This window comes from Burkholderia sp. BCC0506 (assembly GCF_902833145.1).
Taxonomy (GTDB): Bacteria; Pseudomonadota; Gammaproteobacteria; order Burkholderiales; family Burkholderiaceae; genus Burkholderia.
Window position 1 is genome coordinate 55401 of record NZ_CADFEN010000012.1, and the last position, 20152, is coordinate 75552.

Below are 20152 nucleotides of genomic sequence, written 5' to 3' on the forward strand. Positions count from 1 at the left end.
GCTATGCGCCTCCCGTCACGCGCAGCACTTCCTCGAGCGACGTCGCGCCGGACGCGAGCCAGCGCTCCGCGTCGTCGCGCAGCGTGCGCATGCCTTCCGCGCGGCCGGCGGCCAGGATCTCGGCATCGGCCGCGTTGCGGTGGATCAGCGTGCGGATCGACTCGTCGACCAGCAGCAGTTCGTAGACGCCGCGCCGGCCCGAATAACCGGAATGCCCGCACTTGTCGCAGCCGACCGGATGCCACACGGTGCGACCTTCCTCGTGCCGCTCTTCCTTGCAGACGGGGCAGAGCTGGCGCACGAGGCGCTGCGCGAGCACGCCGAGCAGCGACGACGCGAGCAGGTACGGCTCGACGCCCATGTCGGTCAGGCGCGTGACGGCGGACGCCGCATCGTTCGTGTGCAGCGTCGCGAGCACGAGGTGGCCGGTGAGCGACGCCTGCACCGCGATCTGCGCGGTTTCGAGGTCGCGGATTTCGCCGATCATGATCACGTCCGGGTCCTGGCGCAGGATCGAGCGCAGCGCGCGGGCAAAGGTCATCCCGATCCGCTCGTTCACCTGCGTCTGGCCGATGCCGGCGAGGTCGTATTCGATCGGGTCCTCGACGGTCATGATGTTGGTCGTCGCGGTCTCGAGCCGCGACATCGACGCGTACAGCGTGGTCGTCTTGCCCGAACCGGTCGGGCCGGTCACGAGCACGATGCCGTGCGGGCGGCCGATCAGCTTGTCGAACTGCACGAGCGTGTCGCGGCCCATCCCGAGCGCCTCGAGATTCAGGCGCTGCGCGTCCTTTTCCAGCAGACGCAGCACCGCGCGCTCGCCGTGCCCGGTCGGCAGCGTCGACACCCGCACGTCGACCGGCCGGCCGCCGACGCGCAGCGTGATGCGGCCGTCCTGCGGCAGGCGCTTCTCCGCGATGTCGAGCTGCGCCATGATCTTGATCCGCGAGATCAGCGCGCCGTGCAGCGCCTTCTTCGGGCGCACGACGTCGCGCAGCGTGCCGTCGACGCGAAAACGCACGACCGACGCATTCTCGAACGGCTCGATGTGGATGTCCGACGCCTGTTCGCGCGCCGCTTGCGTGAGCAGCGCGTTGATCATCCGGATGATCGGCGCGTCGTCCTCCGATTCGAGCAGATCCTCGACTTCGGGGATGTCCTGCATCAGCCGCGACAGGTCGACTTCGCCTTCGACCTCGCCGACCACCTGCGCGGCGCTGCCGTCCTGGCGCGCGTACGCCTGGTTGATCGCCTGCGCGAGCTCGTCGGCCGGCACGCGATGCACGGCGATCGAGCCGAAGTTGCGCGCGATTTCCGCGAGCGCGGCATCGCTCGTGCGTTCGCTGATCCACACCTCGAGCGTGTCGTCGAGCTGGTGCGCGATCAGCACCTGGCCGCTCTTCGCGAAGCCGTACGGCAGCAGGCGCGCGGCGAGCGGCGACGGCGGCTGGCGTTCTGCCGGCGCGCCGTCGTGGGCGGAGGACGCGAGCACGTCGCTCACTGCGAGGCTCCCGGTGCGGTGGTCAGCGGCTGTTGCGGCACCGCCTGCTGCGGCACGCCCTGCGGCTGCGCGGGCGTCGCCTCCGGCAACGGCTGGGCCGGCACGGGCGCCACCTGGCGCTGCAACTGCTGGCGACGCATCTTGTCGAGATCGAACAGGTTGCCGGCCGGCGTGCCGCCCTGGCTCGGGCCGATCGGCATCGGCGGGACGACCGGGTCGTCCTTGTCGCGGATCACGTTGTTGTCCGACTTGTACGCGCCCGTCACGCCCTGGATGTAGTCGTAGCGGTTCGCGGTGACTTCCTGCGCGGTGCTGCGGTCCGAAATGATCACCGGGCGCAGGAACACCATCAGGTTCGTCTTCTGCCGCTGCTTCGATTCCGAACGGAACAACTGGCCGATCCACGGGATGTCGCCGAGCAGCGGCACCTTGCTGTTCGACACCTGGTAGTTGTCCTGCATCAGGCCGCCGAGCACGATGATCTCGCCGTTGTCGGCCAGGATCGTCGACTGGATCGAGCGCTTCGTGAAGGTCGGGCCCGTCTGCGCGTTCGTGGTGCCGCTGACGACCGCCGAGTCCTCCGTATAGAGCTGCAGCTTCAGGATCCCGCCGTCGGTGATCTGCGGCTTCACGTGCAGCGTCAGGCCGACGTCGCGACGGTCGTACGTGTTGAACGCATTGCTCGTGGTGCCACTCGTCAGGTTCGAGTACGAACCGGTCGCGATCGGCACGTTCTGGCCGACGACGATCTTCGCTTCCTCGTTGTCGAGCGTGATCAGGTTCGGCGTCGACAGCACGTTCGCGTCGCTCACGCCCGAGAAATACTGCAGCAGCGCGCCGAGGCCCTGCACGCCGAACATGTTGTGCAGCCAGCCGATGTTGAGCCCCTGGTTCAGCCCCGAAAGATTGGCCGCGAGGCCGGCGCTGGTACTGCCCGCGCTGCCGGTCGTGAGGTTGATGATGCTGTTGCCCGCGACGTTGCCGGCCGCCGCGGCCAGGTTCGTGCCGCCGAGGAACTGGCCGCTCGCGACCTGCCACTGGATACCGAGTTGCCCCTGCGTCGTCGAGTTCAGTTCGACGATCAGCGCTTCGATATAGACCTGCGCGCGCCGCGCGTCGAGCTGGTCGATCACCGAGCGCAGGTTCCGGTAAACCGGATCGGACGCGGTGATGATCAGCGAGTTGGTCGCCGAGTCGGCCTGGATCATCCCGCCCGGCTGGTTGTCGTCACCGCTCTTGTCCTTGTCGCCGCCGAGCAGGCCGCCGCTGCCGATTCCGCCGCTGGACGACGAACCGCTGCCGTAGGACGAAGACGACGAGCCGCCCAGCCCGCCCGACGGCAGCGGCGGGGTGCCCGACGTGCCGGTCGAGAAGTTGCCGCTCGCCGACGAGCCGCCGTTCTGGTTGAAGCTGTTCGCATCGTTGGACGACGCCGACGAGCCGCTGTCGTTGCCGCCCTTGCCGAGCATCCCGCGCAGCGTCTTCGCGAGCTTCACCGCGTCGGCATTGCGCAGCGGGACGACGTGCATGTTGCCGGGCACCGCGCTCGGTGCGTCGAGCTGCTGCACGAGGCGCTTCGCGGCCGCGAGGCGCGACGCGCTCGACGCGCGCAGCAGCAGCGAATTGGTGCGCGGGTCGGCCGTGACCGACACCTTCAGCGTCGCATCGCTGTTGCCGATCGCGCCCGGATCGAGCATTTTCTGCAGCTGCGCGGCGAGATCGATCGCATTCGCGTTGCGCAGCGGCACGACCTGCACCTGCGCGCCCGCGGCGCTGTCGACGCCCGCGATGATCTGCGCGATGCGGCGCACGTTGTCCGCATAGTCGGTCACGACGATCGTGTTGTTCGCCGGGTAGGCCGTCACCGTGTTGTTCGGCGAGATCAGCGGCCGCAGCACCGGCAGCAGGTTGTTCGCCGATTCGTTGTGCAGCTCGAACACCTGCGTGATCACCTGGTCGCCGCGCGCCTGCGGCGCATTGCCGACGTAGGTCGGCACGCCCTGCAGCTTTGCGTCGGCTTCCGGCACGACCTTCAGCACGCCGTGATCCTGCACGAGCGCGAAGCCCTGCATGCGCAGCGCCGACTGCAGCGTCTTCAACGCCTGGTCTTCCGGCACCGGCCGTTCGGCCACGAGATTGAGCTGCCCCTTCACGCGGGGGTCGACGATGATGGTCTTGCCGGTCGCGGCGCCGATCGCTTTCGCGACCTGGTCGATATCCGCATTCACGAAGTTGAGCGTGACCTGAGCGTAGGCGGCTTGCGAAACGATGATGCCGGCCACGAGCAGGGTTGTGGCAACACGCCGCATAACGAAGCGATTTCTTGTCATGGATGAATGGGTCGATGCCGGCTCAGGCCACTTCCGGCGGTAGTGCTGGGATCCAAGTCCGAAAGAGGCGACATTAGCAGTTTTTCATGTCCGAAATATCACATTGATCCGAGGACTGTCTCACATACGACATGTGTCCGGGGTATCGTATGCAATATGTAAGGATCGGCACAACCCTTCGCATGCGGGCCCTCGCCCCCGTTTCGCGATGAATCGACACGGAAATGCGGTATAACCGGGCTGCCGTATTCCTGCATGTCGCAATCCGACGGTCTGCCGGTATGATACGGGCGGTGCGTTTCTCGTCCCATGAATAACAGGCACGGGTTTTCCCGAGCTTCGCGTAATTCCTTCCCGATTTCCGCACGATGAACAGACGGTTCGCTTCGATCGCGTTGATCGCCGCCGGCGCGTGGTTCGCCAGCGGCAACGCACGCGCCGACTGTTTCGACGAAGCGGCCAGATATCAGCAGGTCAATCCGCTGATCCTGCGTGCGATCGCGTGGCAGGAGTCGCGCAACCGGCCCGATGCGCTGAACAAGAATACGAACGGCTCGGTCGACTACGGCCTGATGCAGATCAATTCGATTCACCTGCCGACGCTGTCGCGCTACGGGATCGGCCGCGACACGCTGATGGAGCCGTGCAAGAACGTATACATCGCCGCGTGGCATCTCAAACAGAAGATGAACCGCTACGGCAACACGTGGCAGGCGGTCGGCGCCTATCATTCGGAAACGCCGTCGCTGCGCGACAAGTACGCGCGGCAGATCGCCGGCATCCTGACGCAATGGAAGCTGCTGCCGCCCGCGCAGACCGTTCAGGCTTCCCAGGCTACTCAGGCCGCTCAGTGATGCCGCGCCGCGTCGCCGGCCGACGCCGGCCGGCCGGCGCCGGGCCGGCCGCGCGCGTTTGATGCACAATGCGGGCTGACGCCGCCGTTTCGCCCGTGCGCGGGCCGATCGCGCCCCGGCAGGGCGCCGCGGCCGCTTTTCCCTCTTTTCCGTTGGTGCATATCATCATGAATCCGGCAATGAAACAGCCGTTGCCCGTCACCGTGCTGTCCGGCTTCCTCGGCGCCGGCAAGACCACGCTGCTCAACCACGTGCTCGCGAACCGCGCGGGCCTGAAAGTCGCGGTGATCGTCAACGATCTCGCGGCGGTCAACATCGACGCGTCGCTCGTGCGCGATGCGCAGGCGCTGTCGCACGTCGAGGAGCGCCTCGTCGAGATGTCGAACGGCTGCATCTGCTGCACGCTGCGCGACGATCTGCTCGTCGAGATCCGCAACCTTGCATCCGAGGGCCGCTTCGACGCGATCATGATCGAATCGACCGGTATCGCGGAGCCGATGCCGATCGCCGAAACCTTCACGTTCGTCGACGACGACGGCGCGTCGCTGTCGTCCGTCGCGCGGCTCGACACGCTTGTCACCGTGGTCGACGCGTACAACTTCCTGCGCGACTACGGCTCCGACGACGCGCTCGCGACGCGCGGCATCGCCGCATCGGAAGACGACGACCGCACGCTCGTCGAGCTGCTGATCGAACAGATCGAATTCTGCGACGTGCTGGTGATCAACAAGGCCGACCTCGTCGGCGCGGACGATCTCGCGCGCCTGCAGCACATCCTCGCGCGCCTCAATCCGCGCGCGCACCAGGTCGTGTCGACGTTCGGCAACGTGCCGCTCGACGAAGTGCTGAACACCGGCCGCTTCGATTTCGACGAAGCCGCGAACGCACCGGGCTGGCTCGCATCGCTCGACCACGATCACACGCAGTGCGACGACCCCGACTGCCATGACGACCATCATGCGCACGTGCACGGCGAAGCCGACGAATTCGGCATCGGCAATTTTGTTTACCGCGCGCGCCGGCCGTTTCACCCGGCACGACTCTGGGCGCTGCTGCATCAGGAGTGGCCGGGCGTGCTGCGCAGCAAGGGGTTCTTCTGGCTCGCGACGCGCAACGACATCGCCGGCTCGCTGTCGCAGGCGGGCGGCGTGTGCCGGCATGGCCCGGCGGGCTTGTGGTGGGCGGCGCAGGAGCGCGCGGAATGGCCGGACGACGACGAGCTGCTCGCCGAAATCCGCGCCGAATGGCTGGGCGATCTCGACGATCGCACGGTCGGCGATCGCCGGCAGGAACTCGTGCTGATCGGCATCGCGCTCGACGCCGATGCGTGGCGCGCGAAACTCGACGCGTGCCTGCTGACCGATGCGGAGTTCGCACTCGGCGCGGCGGGATGGGCCGCGTTCGACGATCCGTTCCCGGCGTGGGACGTCGATTCCCACGACGACGACGATCACGGCGACACGCAGATCGTGCATGCATGATCGCGTCGTAACGGCTTGTAAAAGTAACCGTTAACTTTTGCAAGAGCGGCGCGGACTGTGGCGAAAATGCCTCGCGCGCCCAACAAAAAACCCGCCGAGAGGCGGGTTTTTCTGGAACAGGCGCGAGATTAACGCTTGTTGACGGCGTCCTTGAACGCCTTGCCAGCCGTGAACTTGACCGTCTTGGCTGCCGGGATCTTGATGGTTTCGCCCGTCTTCGGGTTGCGGCCCGTACGTGCTGCGCGCTTGCCCGAACCGAAGCTGCCGAAGCCGATCAGCTGAACCGCATCACCCTTCGACACGGCCTTCTTGATGACTTCGAGCAGCGTGTCCAGCGTTTCGCCGGTTTGAGCCTTGCTGGCGCCCGTTTGGGCGGCGACGGCGTCGATCAGTTCCTGTTTGTTCATTAAGGTTCCTTTATCAGGTTAGGTTGACACGAACAGCGCGAACGCGCCGATTATACGTGCGCGAACCGTGCCGTCGAGAGTCAGACTCCGACGACACAGCGCCGAATCCTGGCCCGCGCGACGCGCCCTCCGGCTTGCCGGCGGCCACCCCGCGGTACGGCGTTGCTATGATAGCGCAGCGCAAACCCAATAACGACAAGGGTTTCAAAGATTTTCATCGGTATTTCGCCGAATGAATCGTCGATTGCCCGTTTTTTGACCTGCGCCAACCGGACAGGATACGCAGCGCGGTCCGCCCGACCGCCGCGCCGTTGCCCTTTTCCAACGGCCGGTCGGACGGCCTCCCGCAATCCCTTGCCAGGCTTGGCTGCCACGTTTTTTGTTTCGCATGCCCGACCGACTTGTTTACGCCACGCTCGCGCTTCGCGACGACGGCACGCTCGTCTCGCCCGAGTTCGGCGAGCTCCATCGCGGCGCATCCGGCACGCTCGCGCACGTGCATCGTGCATTCGTCGCGGGCAACGGGCTGCCCGCGCGCTGGCAGCGCCGCCGAACGTTCACGATCGTGGCGACCGAATTCGGCGCGGGCGCCGGCTTCCTCGCGGCATGGGCCGCGTGGCGCGACGACCCCGCGCGCTGCGAGCGGCTGCATGTCGTGGCGGTCGAGCCGCACCCGTTCTCGCGCGACGACCTGCGCCGCGCGATTTCGCATATGGTTGCAGACACAACCATATCGGCAGACATCGACGCGTTGATCGATGCATGGCCGATACTCGTGCCGGGCGTGCACCGGCTCGAATTCGACGAGGGGCGCGTGGTGCTCACGCTTGCGTTCGGCGATCCGATCGAGCTGCTGAAAAAGCTCGTCGCGCGCGCCGATGCGTTTTTTCTCGCTGGCGCCGCGGCATCGGGCGACGGGATCCGCGCACTCGCGAAACTCGCCGGCGAACATGCGACGTTTGCGACGCATGCAACGTCCGATGCCGTGAAACACGCGCTCGGCGAAACAGGTTTCACGTTGCGCGAAGTCGACGATGGCCTCGTCGGCGAATACGCACCACGCTGGCGTGCGCGCCGGCACGAGCCGCCGCGTGCGCTGCCCGTCGCGACGCGCCGCGCGATCGTGATCGGCGCGGGGCTTGCCGGCTGCGCGGTGGTCGAGCGCCTGGCCGCGCGCGGCTGGGACGTCACGCTGATCGAGCGGCACGAACGGATCGCGAGCGAAGCATCGGGCAATCCGGCCGGCGTGTTCCATCCGCTGATGACGCGCGACGACAACGTCGCGAGCCGGCTCACGCGCGGCGGCTTCCTGCACGCGCTGTCGCGCTGGCGCGCGCTCGAGCACGCGGGGCACGCATTCGCACGCAGCACGCACGGCATGGTCCATCTGGCCGAATCGGCCGACGATTTCGCGCGAATGCGCGACGCCTTCGATGCGTTCGGTGCGCCGTCCGACTACGTGACGCTGCTCGATGCCGATGCCGCGCGCGCGCATCTGAATCTGCCGGTCGCGCATGGCGGGCTGCTGTTTCCGCACGGCGGCGCCGTCTGGCCGGCCGGGCTGTGCGCCGCGCAATGCGCGGCGGCCGGCGAGCGCGTGCGCCTGCTTGCGTCCACCCGCGTCGCGCGGCTCGAGCGACGGGGCGACGCGTGGCATGCGCTCGACGATACGGGCGCCACGCTGGCCGACGCGCCCGTCGTCGTGCTCGCGAACGCGGGCGACGCCGCGCGTCTTGCCGGGCTGCAGCACGTCGCGCTGCAACCGGTGCGCGGCCAGCTCACGCTGCTGCCGCCGGGCACGACCGCGCCGCTGCGATGCCCGGCGATCGGCGACGGCTATGCGGTCCCGCTCGACGACGGCACGCTGCTGATCGGCGCCACGTTCGAACCCGACGACACCGATCCCGCGATGCGCGCGGCCGGCCACGCCGAAAACCTCGCGCGCGTGCGGCACCTGCTGCCGGGCCTGATCGGCGACCTGTCGGATCCCGCCGCGCTGCGCGGCCGCGTGGCGTTCCGCTGGGTCGTCGGCGACCGCCTGCCGCTCGTCGGCCCGCTCGCCGACGAAGCGCGGGCCACCGCGAATGCCCGCGCGCTGGGCGGTGCGCAGGCGCGCGACCTGCCGCGCATGCCGGGCCTCTACGGCGCATTCGGCTTCGGCTCGCGCGGCCTCGTGTGGGCGGCGCTCGGCGCCGAACTGATCGCATCGCAACTCGAGGGCGAGCCCTGGCCGCTCGAGCGTGAACTCGCCGACGCGGTCGATCCTGCCCGCTTCCTGATCCGCGCACTACGCGCCCGTCGCGTCGGTTCGACCGGCTGACCGGTCGCGCGCCCCTCACAGTTTCCCGATTTTTCCGCGCAAGGTTATCCACGCGATGCTGTGGATAACCGCGCGAAATCCGCGCGCACTTCGTGTGCAATCACAGTGGACGTAAACTGGGCAACTCGGCACAGCTGTGCGGCGGCCCGAAAGTTGCTCAACTCAAACGTCTGTGCACGAACAGCCTGTGCAACCGGTTATGGTTTCGCCAACACCTTGATCTGCCAGCGTAAACCGGAGTTATCCACAGAACTGTGCGTCCTTTGTTAACTTCTACTACGTATATATACAGGTAAACCTTTGAAACCAGCGACCGGGGTGCCGCACAGCGCCGCGAGTCGATTCAATCGGTTCCGGAGCGAAAAAGCTGTGGCACAATCGGTTTCCTTCGCGTTCGTTCGGCCAGGCGCCGGACATGCTTCAATGGAACGGTCGGCACGGTTTCGAATCTGAATCTTCGAGATTGCGCAGTCCGTTCACACACCAGGCCGACAATCCAGATCGGCAACCTGAACGGCGTTCCGCCCTGTGGCGGAACAGGCGGACCCCATGTACCGCCGTCGTCGAGCACAACAATCACATTCGGGGCGATACCCAGCCGGCGCGCATCCATTACTGACGCTTGACCCCGCGTCGCTGGCGGTTGCTTCCAAAGGAGAAGTCACCACGATGAAGTCGGCGTTCTCATTCCTGCCCAACTGGCCGCTCACGCCGGATGCCGTGTTCTGGGCCGGGCTCGCGCTGTTCGCAGCCGGCCTTTGCGGCGAGCTGTGCTATCGCGCGTGGCGCCTGCCGCGCATCACCGGCTATGCCGTGATCGGCCTGATCGCCGGTTCGTTCGGATTCGGCGTGATCGACACGAGCACCGACGAAACCTCGCGGCTGCTGATGGACGTCGCGCTCGGGCTGCTGCTGTTCGAGCTCGGCAGCCGCCTCGACCTGCGCTGGATCCGGCGCAATCCATGGCTCGTCGCGTCGAGCCTCGCGGAAGCCACGCTCACGTTCGTACTCGTGCTGTTCGTGATGCTCGCGCTCGGCGTGTCGGGCATGGTCGCGCTCGTGCTGTCGGCGATCGCGATCGCGACGTCGCCGTCGATGGTGATCCAGCTCAAGACCGAACTGCGCGCGGAAGGGCAGGTGTCGCAACGCCTGATCACGCTCACCGCGCTCAACAGCGTGTACGCGATCGTGCTGACCAAGCTCGTGACGAGCTGGCTGCACCAGGAAGCGTACGGCAACGTTTTCGCGACGATCCTGCAACCGCTGTACCTGCTTGCCGGGTCGTTCATCGTCGCGTATCTCGTCGCGCGCTCGTGCAACTACCTGTTCCGCCACATGACCGCGACGATGCGCGACGAGCATTCGTTCGTCGCGCTGTTCGGGCTCGTGATGCTCGCGATCGCCGTCGCGCAGGCGCTGAAGCTGTCGACGCTGCTCACGCTGCTGCTCGCCGGCATCATCGTGAAGAACCTCGAAGCGCGGCCGCAGCTGTGGCCCGAGCACTTCGGCACGGCCGGCTGGCTGCTGACGGTGGTGCTGTTCGTGCTGACGCTCACGTCGTTCACGTGGGGCGACATCGCGCTCGGCGGGCTGCTCGCGATCGTGCTGATCGTCACGCGGCTCGTCGCGAAGTTGGCCGGCGTCGTCGCGTTCGCGAAGCCGAGCGGCCTCGGGATGAAGCAGGGCGTCGCGCTCGGCATCGCGCTCACGCCGATGTCCGCGCTGTCGTACCTGCTCGTCGACGATACCTACCAGCTCTATCCGAATTTCGACCCGCACCTGCGCGCGATCGTGATGTGCACGATCGTGATCCTGCAGCTCGTCAGCCCGTTCGTCGTCTACCGCTGCCTGTCGGCGGTCGGCGAACGCAGCGACGGCAACTGATTCCGGAACCTGCCATGGCACTCGAAACCTTCGTCAATTCCGAACCGTTCACGTTCGGCGTCGAACTGGAGATCCAGGTCGTCAACACGCACAACTACGACCTGACCAAAGCGGCATCCGACCTGATGCGCCTGATCCAGGGCGAGACCTTTCCCGGCAACATCACGCCGGAAATCACCGAAAGCATGATCGAGCTGTCGACCGGCATCTGCCATTCGCACGAGCAGGCCGTCAGCGAGCTGCATGCGATTCGCGACGTGCTCGTGAAGGCCGCCGACCAGCTCAACGTCGGGCTGGCGGGCGGCGGCACGCATGCGTTCCAGCAATGGAGCGACCGGCAGATCTACGATGCGCCGCGCTTCCAGTACATCTCCGAGCTGTACGGCTATCTCGCGAAGCAGTTCACCGTGTTCGGCCAGCACGTGCACATCGGCTGTCCCGATCCCGACAGCGCGCTGTTCCTGCTGCACTCGATGTCGCGCTTCATTCCGCACTTCATCGCGCTGTCCGCGTCGTCGCCGTTCGTGCAGAACGTCGACACGGGCTTCCATTCGGCACGCCTGAATTCGGTGTTCGCGTTCCCGCTGTCGGGCCGCGCGCCGTTCGTGCTGACCTGGGACAGCTTCGAGGAGTACTTCACGAAGATGGTGAACACGGGCGTCGTCAACTCGATGAAGGACTTCTACTGGGACATCCGGCCGAAGCCCGGCTACGGCACGATCGAGGTGCGCGTGATGGATACGCCGCTGTCGGTCGACCGCGCGGCGGCGATCGCCTGCTACATCCAGACGCTTGCGCGCTACCTGCTGACCGACCGGCCGCTGAAGCTGTCGGAGGACGATTACCTCGTCTACACGTTCAACCGTTTCGAAGCGTGCCGCTTCGGGCTCGAGGGCACTTGCGTGAATCCTCAGACGGGCGAGCGCCGCACGATCGCGGAAGACATCCTCGACACGCTCGACCGGATCGCGCCGCATGCGGCCGCGCTCGGTTCGCGCGCGGCGCTCGACGAGATCGGCGCGCTCGCGAAGGCGCGCGTGAACGACGCATCGTGGTTGAGAACCGTTTTCAAACAGGAAAAATCGCTGAACGAGACGGTCCGGCAGCAGTGCTTACGGTGGCGCGAGTGAAAAAATGTTTTGCAGATTACAGGATCGACCGCCTCGCGATTCGCTGAACGGCGCTCGGCGTCGGGTCCGGCCGATATCGTCGCCAGGCGTCCTCAAAATCTGTGGATAACCCGATATTCCGCTGCAAAGTCAATGCTCTGCAGGCGGGATAACCCGGTGAATCATTACCCTGCGGCCGATGGCCGATTCGAACAGGACAATGCCGGCGCGCGCCGTTTCGCAGGCGCGCGGCATTGCGCGCACAACGAGAAATGGCGGTTATCCAGTGATTTTCCACAGAATGCAGGGGATAACTTAGCTGTGCGATTTTCCGCTCTCGCTTAGAATGTCGGCTTTGCGGACACCGGAACGACGTGTGTCTCTCCGGTCGCCGCGAACGCGACCGCCGCGTGTGCCTCGCGACGGCCGTGCTGACGCACTCGAGAGACTGCGTCTGTTTTGAGATGGATTCGATCTCCACACTACGGCTGCTCGGCCATCCGGGCGGCGGCAAAGCGAAAAGACTATGAGCGAAGGCGTTTACGGGAACCAGGCTGCGGGACGTGTGACCCACAGCCTGTTGCGGTTGAGCACGGCCATGCGGAGCGAGGCATGGGATTGGGCGGAAGGCGCTGGCCTCACGCCGACGCAGGGCGAGATTCTCGTGCTGCTGCTGCAGCGCAAGGGCCCGATGCGGCTCGGCGAGATCGCGCGCGAGACGCAGCTCACGGCGGCCACCACGAGCGATGCGGTCAGCACGCTCGAGACGAAGGGGCTCGTCGAGAAGCGCCGTGCGCTCGACGACGGGCGCGCACTGGCCGTGCGCCTGTCGGCGCGTGGCCGCACGGCCGCGAAGAAGGCGCTGCAATGGCCTGAATTCCTGACGAAGGCGGTCGGCAAGCTCGGCGCGGACGAGCAGGGCACGCTGTACCGCGCGCTGCTGAAGACGCTGCGCGAGCTGCAGGTGGCCGGCGCGACGCCGCCGCAACGCATGTGCCTCACGTGCACGCATTTCCAGCCGGGCAAGCTGTCGAAGAAGACCGTGCATCACTGCGCGGCGCTCGACATCTCGATGTCCGACGCCGATCTGCGTCTCGACTGCTCGGTGCAGGAAGAAGCCGACGCGGCGACGCAGAAGAAGACCTGGAAGATTTTCGCAGGCTGACGTCCGTCGATCGACCGGGAGGCCGATGATGAACGCTGAAGTCGTGGCGATCCGCCACGTGCATTTCGAGGATCTCGGGAGCTTCGAGCAGGTGCTCGGCGAACGCGGTCGACGGGTGCGCTATGTCGATGTCGGATCGTCGCGGGTCGAGGTGCTCGACGTGCTCGAGCCGTCGCTGCTCGTCGTGCTCGGCGGGCCGCTCAGCGTGTACGACGACGCGCAGTATCCGACGATCGCGCCGCTCCTGGCGCTCGTGCGCCAGCGCATCGACGCGGGGCTGCCGATCCTCGGCATCTGCCTCGGCGCGCAGTTCATCGCGCGGGCGCTCGGGGCGCGCGTCTATCCGGCCGCGCAGCACGAACTCGGCTGGGCGCCGCTGACGCTCACCGACGCCGGCCGTGCGTCGCCGCTGCGCCATCTCGACGGCGCGACGACGTCGATGCTGCACTGGCACGGCGATACGTTCGACCTGCCGGGCGGCGCGATCCATCTCGCCTCGACGCCGGCCTGCCGGCACCAGGCATTCGCGTGGGGGCAGCACGTGCTCGCGCTGCAATGTCATCCCGAGATCCGTACCGATCGCTTCGAACCGTGGCTGATCGCGAACGCCGGCGAAATCGCCGCGACGCCCGGCGTCGACGCGCGCCAGCTGCGTGCCGATACCGCGCAGCACGGCCCCGCGCTCGAGACGGCCGCACGGCACATGTTCGCGGAGTGGCTCGGCAGCGTCGGGCTCTGACGTCGCCGGCGGCGACGTCCGCCGCACAGGTTTGGCGCATCCGTTGCGGGCCGGCGCATCGCCGTGCACCGCGCATGCCGTGCCCCCGCCGGCATCCCGCGGGCTGTACCTGACCATCCGCTTACTGCCGATGGCGCCGTCTGCACGCTTCGAGCCCGCGTGCTACGCTCGTCCGCTCTTTCCCTTTCCTGGCGAGCGGCTTCCATGACTGCGCTGTTTTCTCCGTTCACGCTGCGCGGCGTGACCCTTCCGAACCGGATCGTGATTTCCCCGATGTGCCAGTACTCGGCCGAACGCGGCGAAGCGACCGACTGGCACATGATTCATCTCGGCCATCTCGCGCTGTCGGGCGCGGGGCTGCTGTGCATCGAAGCGACCGCGGTGGAACCCGACGGGCGCATCACGCACGGCGACCTCGGCCTGTGGGACGACGTGACTGAAGCCGCGCTGAAGCCGGTGCTGGCCGCGATTCGCAAGCATTCGCCGATCCGCGTCGCGATGCAGTTGTCGCATGCGGGGCGCAAGGCGTCGAGCGCGGCGCCGTGGGAGGGCGGCCAGCTCGTGCCGGTCGCCGACGGCGGCTGGCTGCCGCACGGGCCGTCGGCCGTGCCGCACAAGGACGGCGAGACGCCGCCGCTCGCACTGGATGCCGCGGGCCTGAACCGCATCCGCGAAGCCTTCGCGGCGTCGGCCAGGCGGGCCGCGCGGCTCGGCATCGATGCGATCGAGGTGCACGCGGCGCACGGCTACCTGCTGCATCAGTTCCTGTCGCCGCTCGCGAACCGGCGCACCGACGAATACGGCGGCTCGCGCGAAAACCGGATGCGGTTTCCGCTCGAGATCTTCGAGATCGTCCGTGCCGCGTTTCCGGAAGACCGGCCGGTCGGCGTGCGCGTGTCCGCGACCGACTGGGTCGAAGGCGGCTGGGAGCTCGACGATACGATCGCGTTCGCGCACGAACTGAAGCGCCGCGGCTGCGACTGGATCGACGTGTCGTCCGGCGGCGTGTCGCCGCTGCAGAAGATTCCGCTGTCGCCCGGCTACCAAGTGCCGTTCGCGCAGGCCGTGAAGCGGGCGGTCGGCATGCCGACGATCGCGGTCGGCCTGATCAACGAACCCGCGCACGCGAACCGGCTGATCGAGGCCGGCGATGCCGATTTCGTCGCGATGGCGCGCGCGATGCTGTACGACCCGCGCTGGCCGTGGCACGCGGCGGCCGAGCTCGGCGCGCAGGTGACGGCGCCGCCGCAATACTGGCGTTCGCAGCCGCGCGAGCACAAGGCGCTGTTCGGCGACGTCGCATTCGGCCAGCGCTGAGCGCATCGCGCAATATTGCGCGCGATGTTGAACGAAGCAATCGTGAACGTGTAGGATGCGGGTGATTCGCCGCATGCCCCGACGCGGCACCGACCGGTGCCGCGTTTTCGTTTTGCGCGGCGCCCGGCCGCGATCGCGGCCGCTTCCATTCAGGTCGTCTTCACAAGGATTGGTTCGATGAGTTCACGCAGGATCGCGGTGCGCCGCTCGGGAGTACACGGCAAGGGCGTGTTCGCCGTGGCGCCGATCAAGGCCGGCGAGCGCGTAGTGGAATACAAGGGCGAGCGAATCTCGTGGAAGGAAGCGCTGCGCCGTCATCCGCACGACCCGAGCGAGCCGAATCATACGTTCTACTTCGCACTGGACGAAGGCGGCGTGATCGACGGCAAGATCAACGGCAACAGCGCGCGCTGGATCAACCATTCGTGCGCGCCGAACTGCGAAGCCGAGGAAGTCAAAGGCCGCGTGTACATCCACGCGCTGCGCGACATCGGGCCGGAAGAGGAGCTGTTCTACGACTACGGCCTCGTGATCGACGCGAAGCTGACGAAGAAGCTCAAGCGCGAATACGCGTGCCATTGCGGTGCCGAGTCGTGCCGCGGCACGTTGCTCGCGACGTCCGACGAAGGCGGGAAGAAGAAAAAGAAGAAGGACAAGAAGGACGGCAAGCCCGCGTCCGGTTCGAAGGACAAGAAGAGCAAGAAGTGATGCGGGCGGCGGCGCATCGCGCGCGGCCGCCGGCGGTCGCCGCGTCGTAGCGGCCCGTCATCCCCTTTCCGTCTTTCCGTTCCCTGTCCGGCGGGCGGCCCGGCCGACGGGCCGGCGTTTGTTTGCCTGCCGCGCGTCGTTCAGTGCGTCGGCGCCGCGGCCGGCGTTTCGCTGGCCGGTTTCTCCGTATGCGCAGCGAGCGGCACCCGCACCACGAAGCGCGAGCCGCCTTCCGGCGCATCCTCGTACGACACGGTGCCGCCGTGCATCGCGATGATGTCGTGCACGATCGCGAGCCCGAGCCCGGCGCCCGTCTCGACGCCGTTGCCGCTTTGCGCGTCGCCGCGGAAGAAGCGCTTGAACAGGTCGGCCTGCTGGTTCGCGGGCACGCCGGGGCCGTTGTCCTCGACGACGATCTCGGCGGCCGGCTGGTTGCCCTCGAGCGCGGCGCGCGCGACGTTCACCGTGATCCGCGCGCCGTCCGGCCGCGCGAGCGGCACGTACTTCAGCGCATTGTCGAGCAGGTTCGCGATCACCTCGCGCAGCAGCACGGGGTTGCCGCGCACGAACAGCTTTTCGTCGTCGCCCGGATCGTCGCTGCGCTGGAAGCCGAGGTCGACATGCGATGCGAGCGCGCGCGGCACCCATTCGGCACCCGTCTCGAACGCCATCGCCGCGAGATCGACATCGACGAAGCGGGCGGCCTGCTCACCCGGCTCGGCACGCGCGAGCGACAGCAACTGGTTGGACAGCCGCACCGCGCGGTCGGCGGCCGCACGCAGCTCGCGCACCGCGGCGAAGGTCTGGTGCGGGTCGCGCGCGACGGCCGCCTGCTCGGCATGCAGCTTCACAGCGGTGAGCGGCGTGCGCAACTGGTGCGCGGCATCGGCGATGAACTTGCGCTGCGCGTCGAGCGCGGTTTTCAGGCGGCCGAGCAGCGCGTTCATCGCGCTCGTCAGCGGCCGGATCTCCAGCGGCACGTCGGTTTCGTCGACCGGCTCCAGCGACGTGTGGGTCTGCCGGTTCAGCGAATCGGCGAGATGCGTGAGCGGGTCCAGCTGCTGATTCACCACGCGCCACACGATGCCCCAGCCCGCGAGCAGCAGCAGGAGCAGCGGCATCATGATCGCGACGAGGAATTCGGCCGCGATCCGGTAGCGGTGCCGCACCGGCTGCGCGACTTCGACGACCATCGGCTTGCCGCCCTCGACGTCGTCGACGCGCACCTGCGCGACCCGCACCGCGCGGTTGTCGTATTCGGCCTCGAACACGTACGCGTGATGCATGCGGCGCACGTTGATGCCCCGCAGCGGCAGTTTCGGATCGCCGGCGAGTTCCTGCTCGCCGTCGCTGATCCGGTAGATCAGCGCTTCGGCGGGATCGGAGAACATCGCCTGCGCGAGCGGCGGCACCGTGAACGGCGCGTCGGGGCCGGCGATCTGGATCTGTTTGGAGATCGCGGTCGCGAGATCGGCGAGCGAGCGGTCGATCACGTGCTGCGTGTATTGCCACGCGAGCCAGTAGGCGATCAGGCCGCTCATCAGCGCGAGCATCGACAGCGGCGCGGCGAGGCGCCGGAGCAGCGAGCGGCGCAGGCTGGTGGTCACAGCCGGATCAGAAGACATTTCGACGGGCAAATGGATGAGCGCCGCTCACGGGGAGCGGCGCGGTCGTGCGCCGGGCGGCGACGCGCAAGCCGCACGCATGCGCGCGTCGGCGGCACGCGGCCGGCCGGCGCGCGGCATCGCTCAGACGCTCGCCGTCTGGCGGATTTCCTGCAGCAGGTAGCCGAAGCCGCGCACCGTGACGATTTCGACCCGGCACTGCTCGAGTTTCTTGCGCACGCGGTGCACGTAGACTTCGATCGCGGTGTCGCCGAGATCGCCGCCGAAGTGCGTGAGGTGATCCTGCAACTGGGCCTTGCTGACGACGCGGCCGTGACGCAGCAGCAGCATCTCGAGCACCGCGAATTCGCGCGGCGACAGTTCGAGCGGCTTGTCGTCGTTGAAGATGCGGCGGTCGACGCCCGACAGGCGGACGCCGCCGAGCGACACCTCCGGACGCGGCATGTCGCTGTGCGGGCCGCTGCGGCGCATCACCGCGCGGATGCGCGCTTCGAGCTCGGCCGGCTCGAACGGCTTGAGCATGTAGTCGTCGGCGCCGGAGTTCAGGCCCTGGATCCGGTCGTTCAGCTCGTCGCGTGCGGTCAGCACGATCACGGGCGTGTGACGGTTGGTCTGGCGGAAGCGCGTGAGCAGCGTCATCCCGTCGATGCCCGGCAGGCCGAGGTCGAGGATCACGAGTTCGTGGCGGTTCTGTGCCAGCGCCTGTTCGGCAAAAATGCCGTCATGCACCATGTCGACGGTGAAGCCAGCCTGCTCGAGGCTGCTCTGGATACCGCGTGCGATGGGGCGGTCGTCTTCGATCAGAAGGAGTCGCATGAAGTTCGCTCAAGTACAATGGGTTGGCGGTTCAGGCACGCGGACAGCACGACGCCGTTTCCACAGGGGCGCCGCTTCGCCTGACATCAAGCATGGCGGCCAGCGAACGATTAGATCCAATCATGTCCGATATTTCGATCCACGACCTAGAAGCCGCGATCAATTTCTGGCGCGCCCGCTCGCCGTCGAGCGGCGACGAACTCAAACTCTGCGAAGAGGCCAGCGCGCTTTCCAAGCCGTATGCGCTGCTGATTGTACAGCGCGAAAGCGCGCTGCAACTGGAAGGATTGGACCCCAAGGCACGGAAAGCGTACGAGACTTACGTGCGCCTTAAGGATGGCTTGGAAAGCTGAAGGCTTCCGCTCAGTACATCCTAGAAAACGTTCATCGAAATGAAAAGTTGACGCGCCGCGCAAGGAAAAATGCGCGGCGGTAGAGGGGATACTCAGGCGCCCGGTTGCGCGTGCGTGGCAGCACCGTCGATGAACCGCGCGAGTTCGATGTCGCGTTCGGTCAGCCCGTCGGCGTCGTGGGTCGACAGCGTGACGTCGACACGGTTGTACACGTTGAACCATTCCGGATGGTGGTTCATCTCCTGCGCCTTGATCGCGACGCGCGTCATGAAGCCGAATGCCTCGTTGAAGTCGGCGAAGCGCAGGCGGCGCTGGATCGCGTCGCGCCCCGGCACGGCCGTCCAGAGCGGCAGGCCTTCGAGCCGGGTCTTGCGTTCTTCGGATGTGAGCTTGTGGATCATCTTGCACCTCTCGTTCGGTAACGGCGCCCGCCCGCGGCTGCACCGCGCGGCGAGGCCGGCATCGTTCATTGTTTCATAGTTGCGCGACGGGCGACGGGCGACGGGCGACGGGCGACGGGCGGCCGGCCGCCCACGGTCGGCGCCGCGACGCCGCGGTACGTCACGCGTCGGCGTCGTCGGGCCAGCCCTCGCCGGTGCCGCGATGCAGCACGCGGTCGGTGTCGAGCACCGCGCCGGCCGCGAATTCGGGCAGCGCGGCGAGCCGATCGGCCAGTGCGCGGCCGTCGACGTCGGCGAGCGCGAACAGCTGCGCGAAATCGTCGATCACGAAGTAGGTCTTCTGGAACGTGTCGATCCGGTACTTCGTGCGCATCACGCGCTCGAGCTCGAACCCGAGCCGGTTCGGCGCCGCGCTGTCGAGGCTGTACAGGCTTTCGCCCTTGCTCGACACGATCCCCGCGCCGTAGATCGACAGCCCGTTCGTTCCGCGCGGGTCGCGAATCAGCCCGAATTCCACCGTATACCAGTAGAGGCGCGCGAGGCGCGCGAGCGCCGCTTCGTCGTCGGCGACCGCGAGCGCGGTGCGGCCATACGCCTGCATGTAATCGGCGAACACCGGGTCGATCAGCAGCGGCACGTGGCCGAACAGGTCGTGGAAGCAGTCGGGTTCCTGCAGGTAGTCGAGCTGGTCGGGGCGACGCATCCACCAGGTGACGGGGAAACGCCGGTTCGCGAGGTGCGCGAAAAACACGCGGTCGGGCACGAGGCCGGGCACCGCGACGATTTCCCAGCCGGTCGCGGGCTTCAGCTGGCGGTTCACGTCGGCGAACGACGGGACGCGATCGGCCGGCAGGTCGATCTTGCCGAGCCCGGCGACGAACGCGTCGCACGCGCGGCCGCGCAGCAGGGCCGACTGGCGCGCATAGAGCTGCTGCCACACCGCGTGGTCGACCTGGCCGTAGCGCTGCAGCGGCTGGTCGATGGTGAAATCGGCGCGGGTTTCGAGGCCCGCGTCGAACTGCTCCTGCAGTTTCGCGGTGACGACGGTGGACATGATCAGGCGCTGCACGCTGGGGTTGGGACCATGCAAGTGTAGAGCGGGCTGCGTGCGGGTTGGGCGCATAGTTGGCGAAGATTTGCAG

Annotated in this window: 17 protein-coding genes; 10 read left to right on the forward strand and 7 right to left on the reverse strand. The window is 67.2% G+C overall.

All coding sequences use genetic code 11. The features are described from left to right. Position 1 precedes the first annotated feature (1 nt). Both gspE and gspD read right to left on the reverse strand, forming a co-directional pair. On the reverse strand, positions 2 to 1492 hold the full coding sequence (gspE, locus tag HWX62_RS25310; RefSeq protein WP_347879941.1) for a type II secretion system ATPase GspE: 1491 nt from the start codon (positions 1490 to 1492) through the stop codon (positions 2 to 4). Positions 1493 to 1497: 5 nt separating this feature from the next. Continuing rightward, positions 1498 to 3831, reverse strand: a complete 2334-nt coding sequence (gene gspD, locus HWX62_RS25315) for a type II secretion system secretin GspD (RefSeq protein WP_175985254.1) — start codon at positions 3829 to 3831, stop codon at positions 1498 to 1500. A 368-nt stretch (positions 3832 to 4199) separates the two neighbouring features. On the opposite strand from gspD, the gene HWX62_RS25320 reads away from it, so the two are divergent. Further along, complete coding sequence (locus HWX62_RS25320) at positions 4200 to 4685, forward strand: lytic transglycosylase domain-containing protein (RefSeq protein WP_175930980.1); 486 nt, start codon at positions 4200 to 4202, stop codon at positions 4683 to 4685. Between the two features lie 167 nt (positions 4686 to 4852). Then, positions 4853 to 6166: a GTP-binding protein gene (locus tag HWX62_RS25325; RefSeq protein WP_175930979.1), complete on the forward strand. Its 1314-nt coding sequence runs from the start codon at positions 4853 to 4855 to the stop codon at positions 6164 to 6166. Positions 6167 to 6294: 128 nt separating this feature from the next. Here the strand turns inward: HWX62_RS25325 and HWX62_RS25330 are convergent, their stop codons facing one another. Next, a complete protein-coding gene (locus tag HWX62_RS25330) occupies positions 6295 to 6573 on the reverse strand; it encodes an HU family DNA-binding protein (RefSeq protein ID WP_006401505.1) in 279 nt (92 codons plus the stop codon). Between the two features lie 388 nt (positions 6574 to 6961). On the opposite strand from HWX62_RS25330, the gene mnmC reads away from it, so the two are divergent. From mnmC to HWX62_RS25365, 7 genes are all read left to right on the forward strand, one after another. Continuing rightward, a complete protein-coding gene (gene mnmC / locus HWX62_RS25335; protein WP_175930978.1) occupies positions 6962 to 8893 on the forward strand; it encodes a bifunctional tRNA (5-methylaminomethyl-2-thiouridine)(34)-methyltransferase MnmD/FAD-dependent 5-carboxymethylaminomethyl-2-thiouridine(34) oxidoreductase MnmC in 1932 nt (643 codons plus the stop codon). A gap of 669 nt (positions 8894 to 9562) precedes the next feature. Further along, positions 9563 to 10777, forward strand: a complete 1215-nt coding sequence (locus HWX62_RS25340) for a cation:proton antiporter (protein WP_175930977.1) — start codon at positions 9563 to 9565, stop codon at positions 10775 to 10777. A gap of 14 nt (positions 10778 to 10791) precedes the next feature. Beyond that, a complete protein-coding gene (locus HWX62_RS25345) occupies positions 10792 to 11907 on the forward strand; it encodes a YbdK family carboxylate-amine ligase (protein ID WP_006490006.1) in 1116 nt (371 codons plus the stop codon). 505 nt (positions 11908 to 12412) lie between these two features. Beyond that, positions 12413 to 13051 carry a MarR family winged helix-turn-helix transcriptional regulator gene (locus HWX62_RS25350; protein WP_175930976.1) on the forward strand — a complete coding sequence of 213 codons (639 nt, stop codon included), beginning with the start codon at positions 12413 to 12415 and terminating at the stop codon, positions 13049 to 13051. Between the two features lie 28 nt (positions 13052 to 13079). Further along, positions 13080 to 13790, forward strand: coding sequence for a glutamine amidotransferase (locus HWX62_RS25355; RefSeq protein ID WP_175930975.1), 711 nt, complete (start codon positions 13080 to 13082; stop codon positions 13788 to 13790). Between the two features lie 204 nt (positions 13791 to 13994). Beyond that, positions 13995 to 15107, forward strand: a complete 1113-nt coding sequence (locus tag HWX62_RS25360) for an NADH:flavin oxidoreductase/NADH oxidase (protein WP_124624145.1) — start codon at positions 13995 to 13997, stop codon at positions 15105 to 15107. 177 nt (positions 15108 to 15284) lie between these two features. Beyond that, on the forward strand, positions 15285 to 15815 hold the full coding sequence (locus tag HWX62_RS25365; protein ID WP_175930974.1) for an SET domain-containing protein-lysine N-methyltransferase: 531 nt from the start codon (positions 15285 to 15287) through the stop codon (positions 15813 to 15815). 140 nt (positions 15816 to 15955) lie between these two features. Here HWX62_RS25365 and HWX62_RS25370 read toward each other — a convergent pair whose 3' ends face one another. Both HWX62_RS25370 and HWX62_RS25375 read right to left on the reverse strand, forming a co-directional pair. Continuing rightward, a complete protein-coding gene (locus tag HWX62_RS25370) occupies positions 15956 to 17440 on the reverse strand; it encodes a sensor histidine kinase (protein WP_175930973.1) in 1485 nt (494 codons plus the stop codon). A gap of 123 nt (positions 17441 to 17563) precedes the next feature. Then, complete coding sequence (locus HWX62_RS25375) at positions 17564 to 18256, reverse strand: response regulator transcription factor (RefSeq protein ID WP_006401494.1); 693 nt, start codon at positions 18254 to 18256, stop codon at positions 17564 to 17566. A 122-nt stretch (positions 18257 to 18378) separates the two neighbouring features. Between HWX62_RS25375 and HWX62_RS25380 the strand changes: the two genes are divergently transcribed. Then, positions 18379 to 18609 (forward strand): DUF3717 domain-containing protein, encoded by a 231-nt coding sequence (locus HWX62_RS25380; protein WP_006401493.1) that lies wholly within the window; start codon positions 18379 to 18381, stop codon positions 18607 to 18609. Between the two features lie 92 nt (positions 18610 to 18701). Here the strand turns inward: HWX62_RS25380 and HWX62_RS25385 are convergent, their stop codons facing one another. Then, complete coding sequence (locus tag HWX62_RS25385; RefSeq protein ID WP_279610476.1) at positions 18702 to 19079, reverse strand: 4a-hydroxytetrahydrobiopterin dehydratase; 378 nt, start codon at positions 19077 to 19079, stop codon at positions 18702 to 18704. Positions 19080 to 19170: 91 nt separating this feature from the next. Next, entirely contained in the window at positions 19171 to 20064 is an 894-nt protein-coding gene (gene phhA / locus HWX62_RS25390; RefSeq protein ID WP_244136095.1) for a phenylalanine 4-monooxygenase, read from the reverse strand. Positions 20065 to 20152: the final 88 nt, after the last annotated feature.

Excerpts from the sequence above, each read along its gene's own strand:
- gspD (WP_175985254.1), bottom strand. The coding sequence starts at position 3,831 with ATGACAAGAAATCGCTTCGTTATGCGGCGTGTTGCCACAACCCTGCTC.
- HWX62_RS25320 (WP_175930980.1), top strand. The coding sequence starts at position 4,200 with ATGAACAGACGGTTCGCTTCGATCGCGTTGATCGCCGCCGGCGCGTGG.
- HWX62_RS25325 (WP_175930979.1), top strand. The coding sequence starts at position 4,853 with ATGAATCCGGCAATGAAACAGCCGTTGCCCGTCACCGTGCTGTCCGGC.
- HWX62_RS25330 (WP_006401505.1), bottom strand. The coding sequence starts at position 6,573 with ATGAACAAACAGGAACTGATCGACGCCGTCGCCGCCCAAACGGGCGCC.
- mnmC (WP_175930978.1), top strand. The coding sequence starts at position 6,962 with ATGCCCGACCGACTTGTTTACGCCACGCTCGCGCTTCGCGACGACGGC.
- HWX62_RS25340 (WP_175930977.1), top strand. The coding sequence starts at position 9,563 with ATGAAGTCGGCGTTCTCATTCCTGCCCAACTGGCCGCTCACGCCGGAT.
- HWX62_RS25345 (WP_006490006.1), top strand. The coding sequence starts at position 10,792 with ATGGCACTCGAAACCTTCGTCAATTCCGAACCGTTCACGTTCGGCGTC.
- HWX62_RS25350 (WP_175930976.1), top strand. The coding sequence starts at position 12,413 with ATGAGCGAAGGCGTTTACGGGAACCAGGCTGCGGGACGTGTGACCCAC.
- HWX62_RS25355 (WP_175930975.1), top strand. The coding sequence starts at position 13,080 with ATGAACGCTGAAGTCGTGGCGATCCGCCACGTGCATTTCGAGGATCTC.
- HWX62_RS25360 (WP_124624145.1), top strand. The coding sequence starts at position 13,995 with ATGACTGCGCTGTTTTCTCCGTTCACGCTGCGCGGCGTGACCCTTCCG.
- HWX62_RS25365 (WP_175930974.1), top strand. The coding sequence starts at position 15,285 with ATGAGTTCACGCAGGATCGCGGTGCGCCGCTCGGGAGTACACGGCAAG.
- HWX62_RS25370 (WP_175930973.1), bottom strand. The coding sequence starts at position 17,440 with ATGTCTTCTGATCCGGCTGTGACCACCAGCCTGCGCCGCTCGCTGCTC.
- HWX62_RS25375 (WP_006401494.1), bottom strand. The coding sequence starts at position 18,256 with ATGCGACTCCTTCTGATCGAAGACGACCGCCCCATCGCACGCGGTATC.
- HWX62_RS25380 (WP_006401493.1), top strand. The coding sequence starts at position 18,379 with ATGTCCGATATTTCGATCCACGACCTAGAAGCCGCGATCAATTTCTGG.
- HWX62_RS25385 (WP_279610476.1), bottom strand. The coding sequence starts at position 19,079 with ATGAACGATGCCGGCCTCGCCGCGCGGTGCAGCCGCGGGCGGGCGCCG.
- phhA (WP_244136095.1), bottom strand. The coding sequence starts at position 20,064 with ATGTCCACCGTCGTCACCGCGAAACTGCAGGAGCAGTTCGACGCGGGC.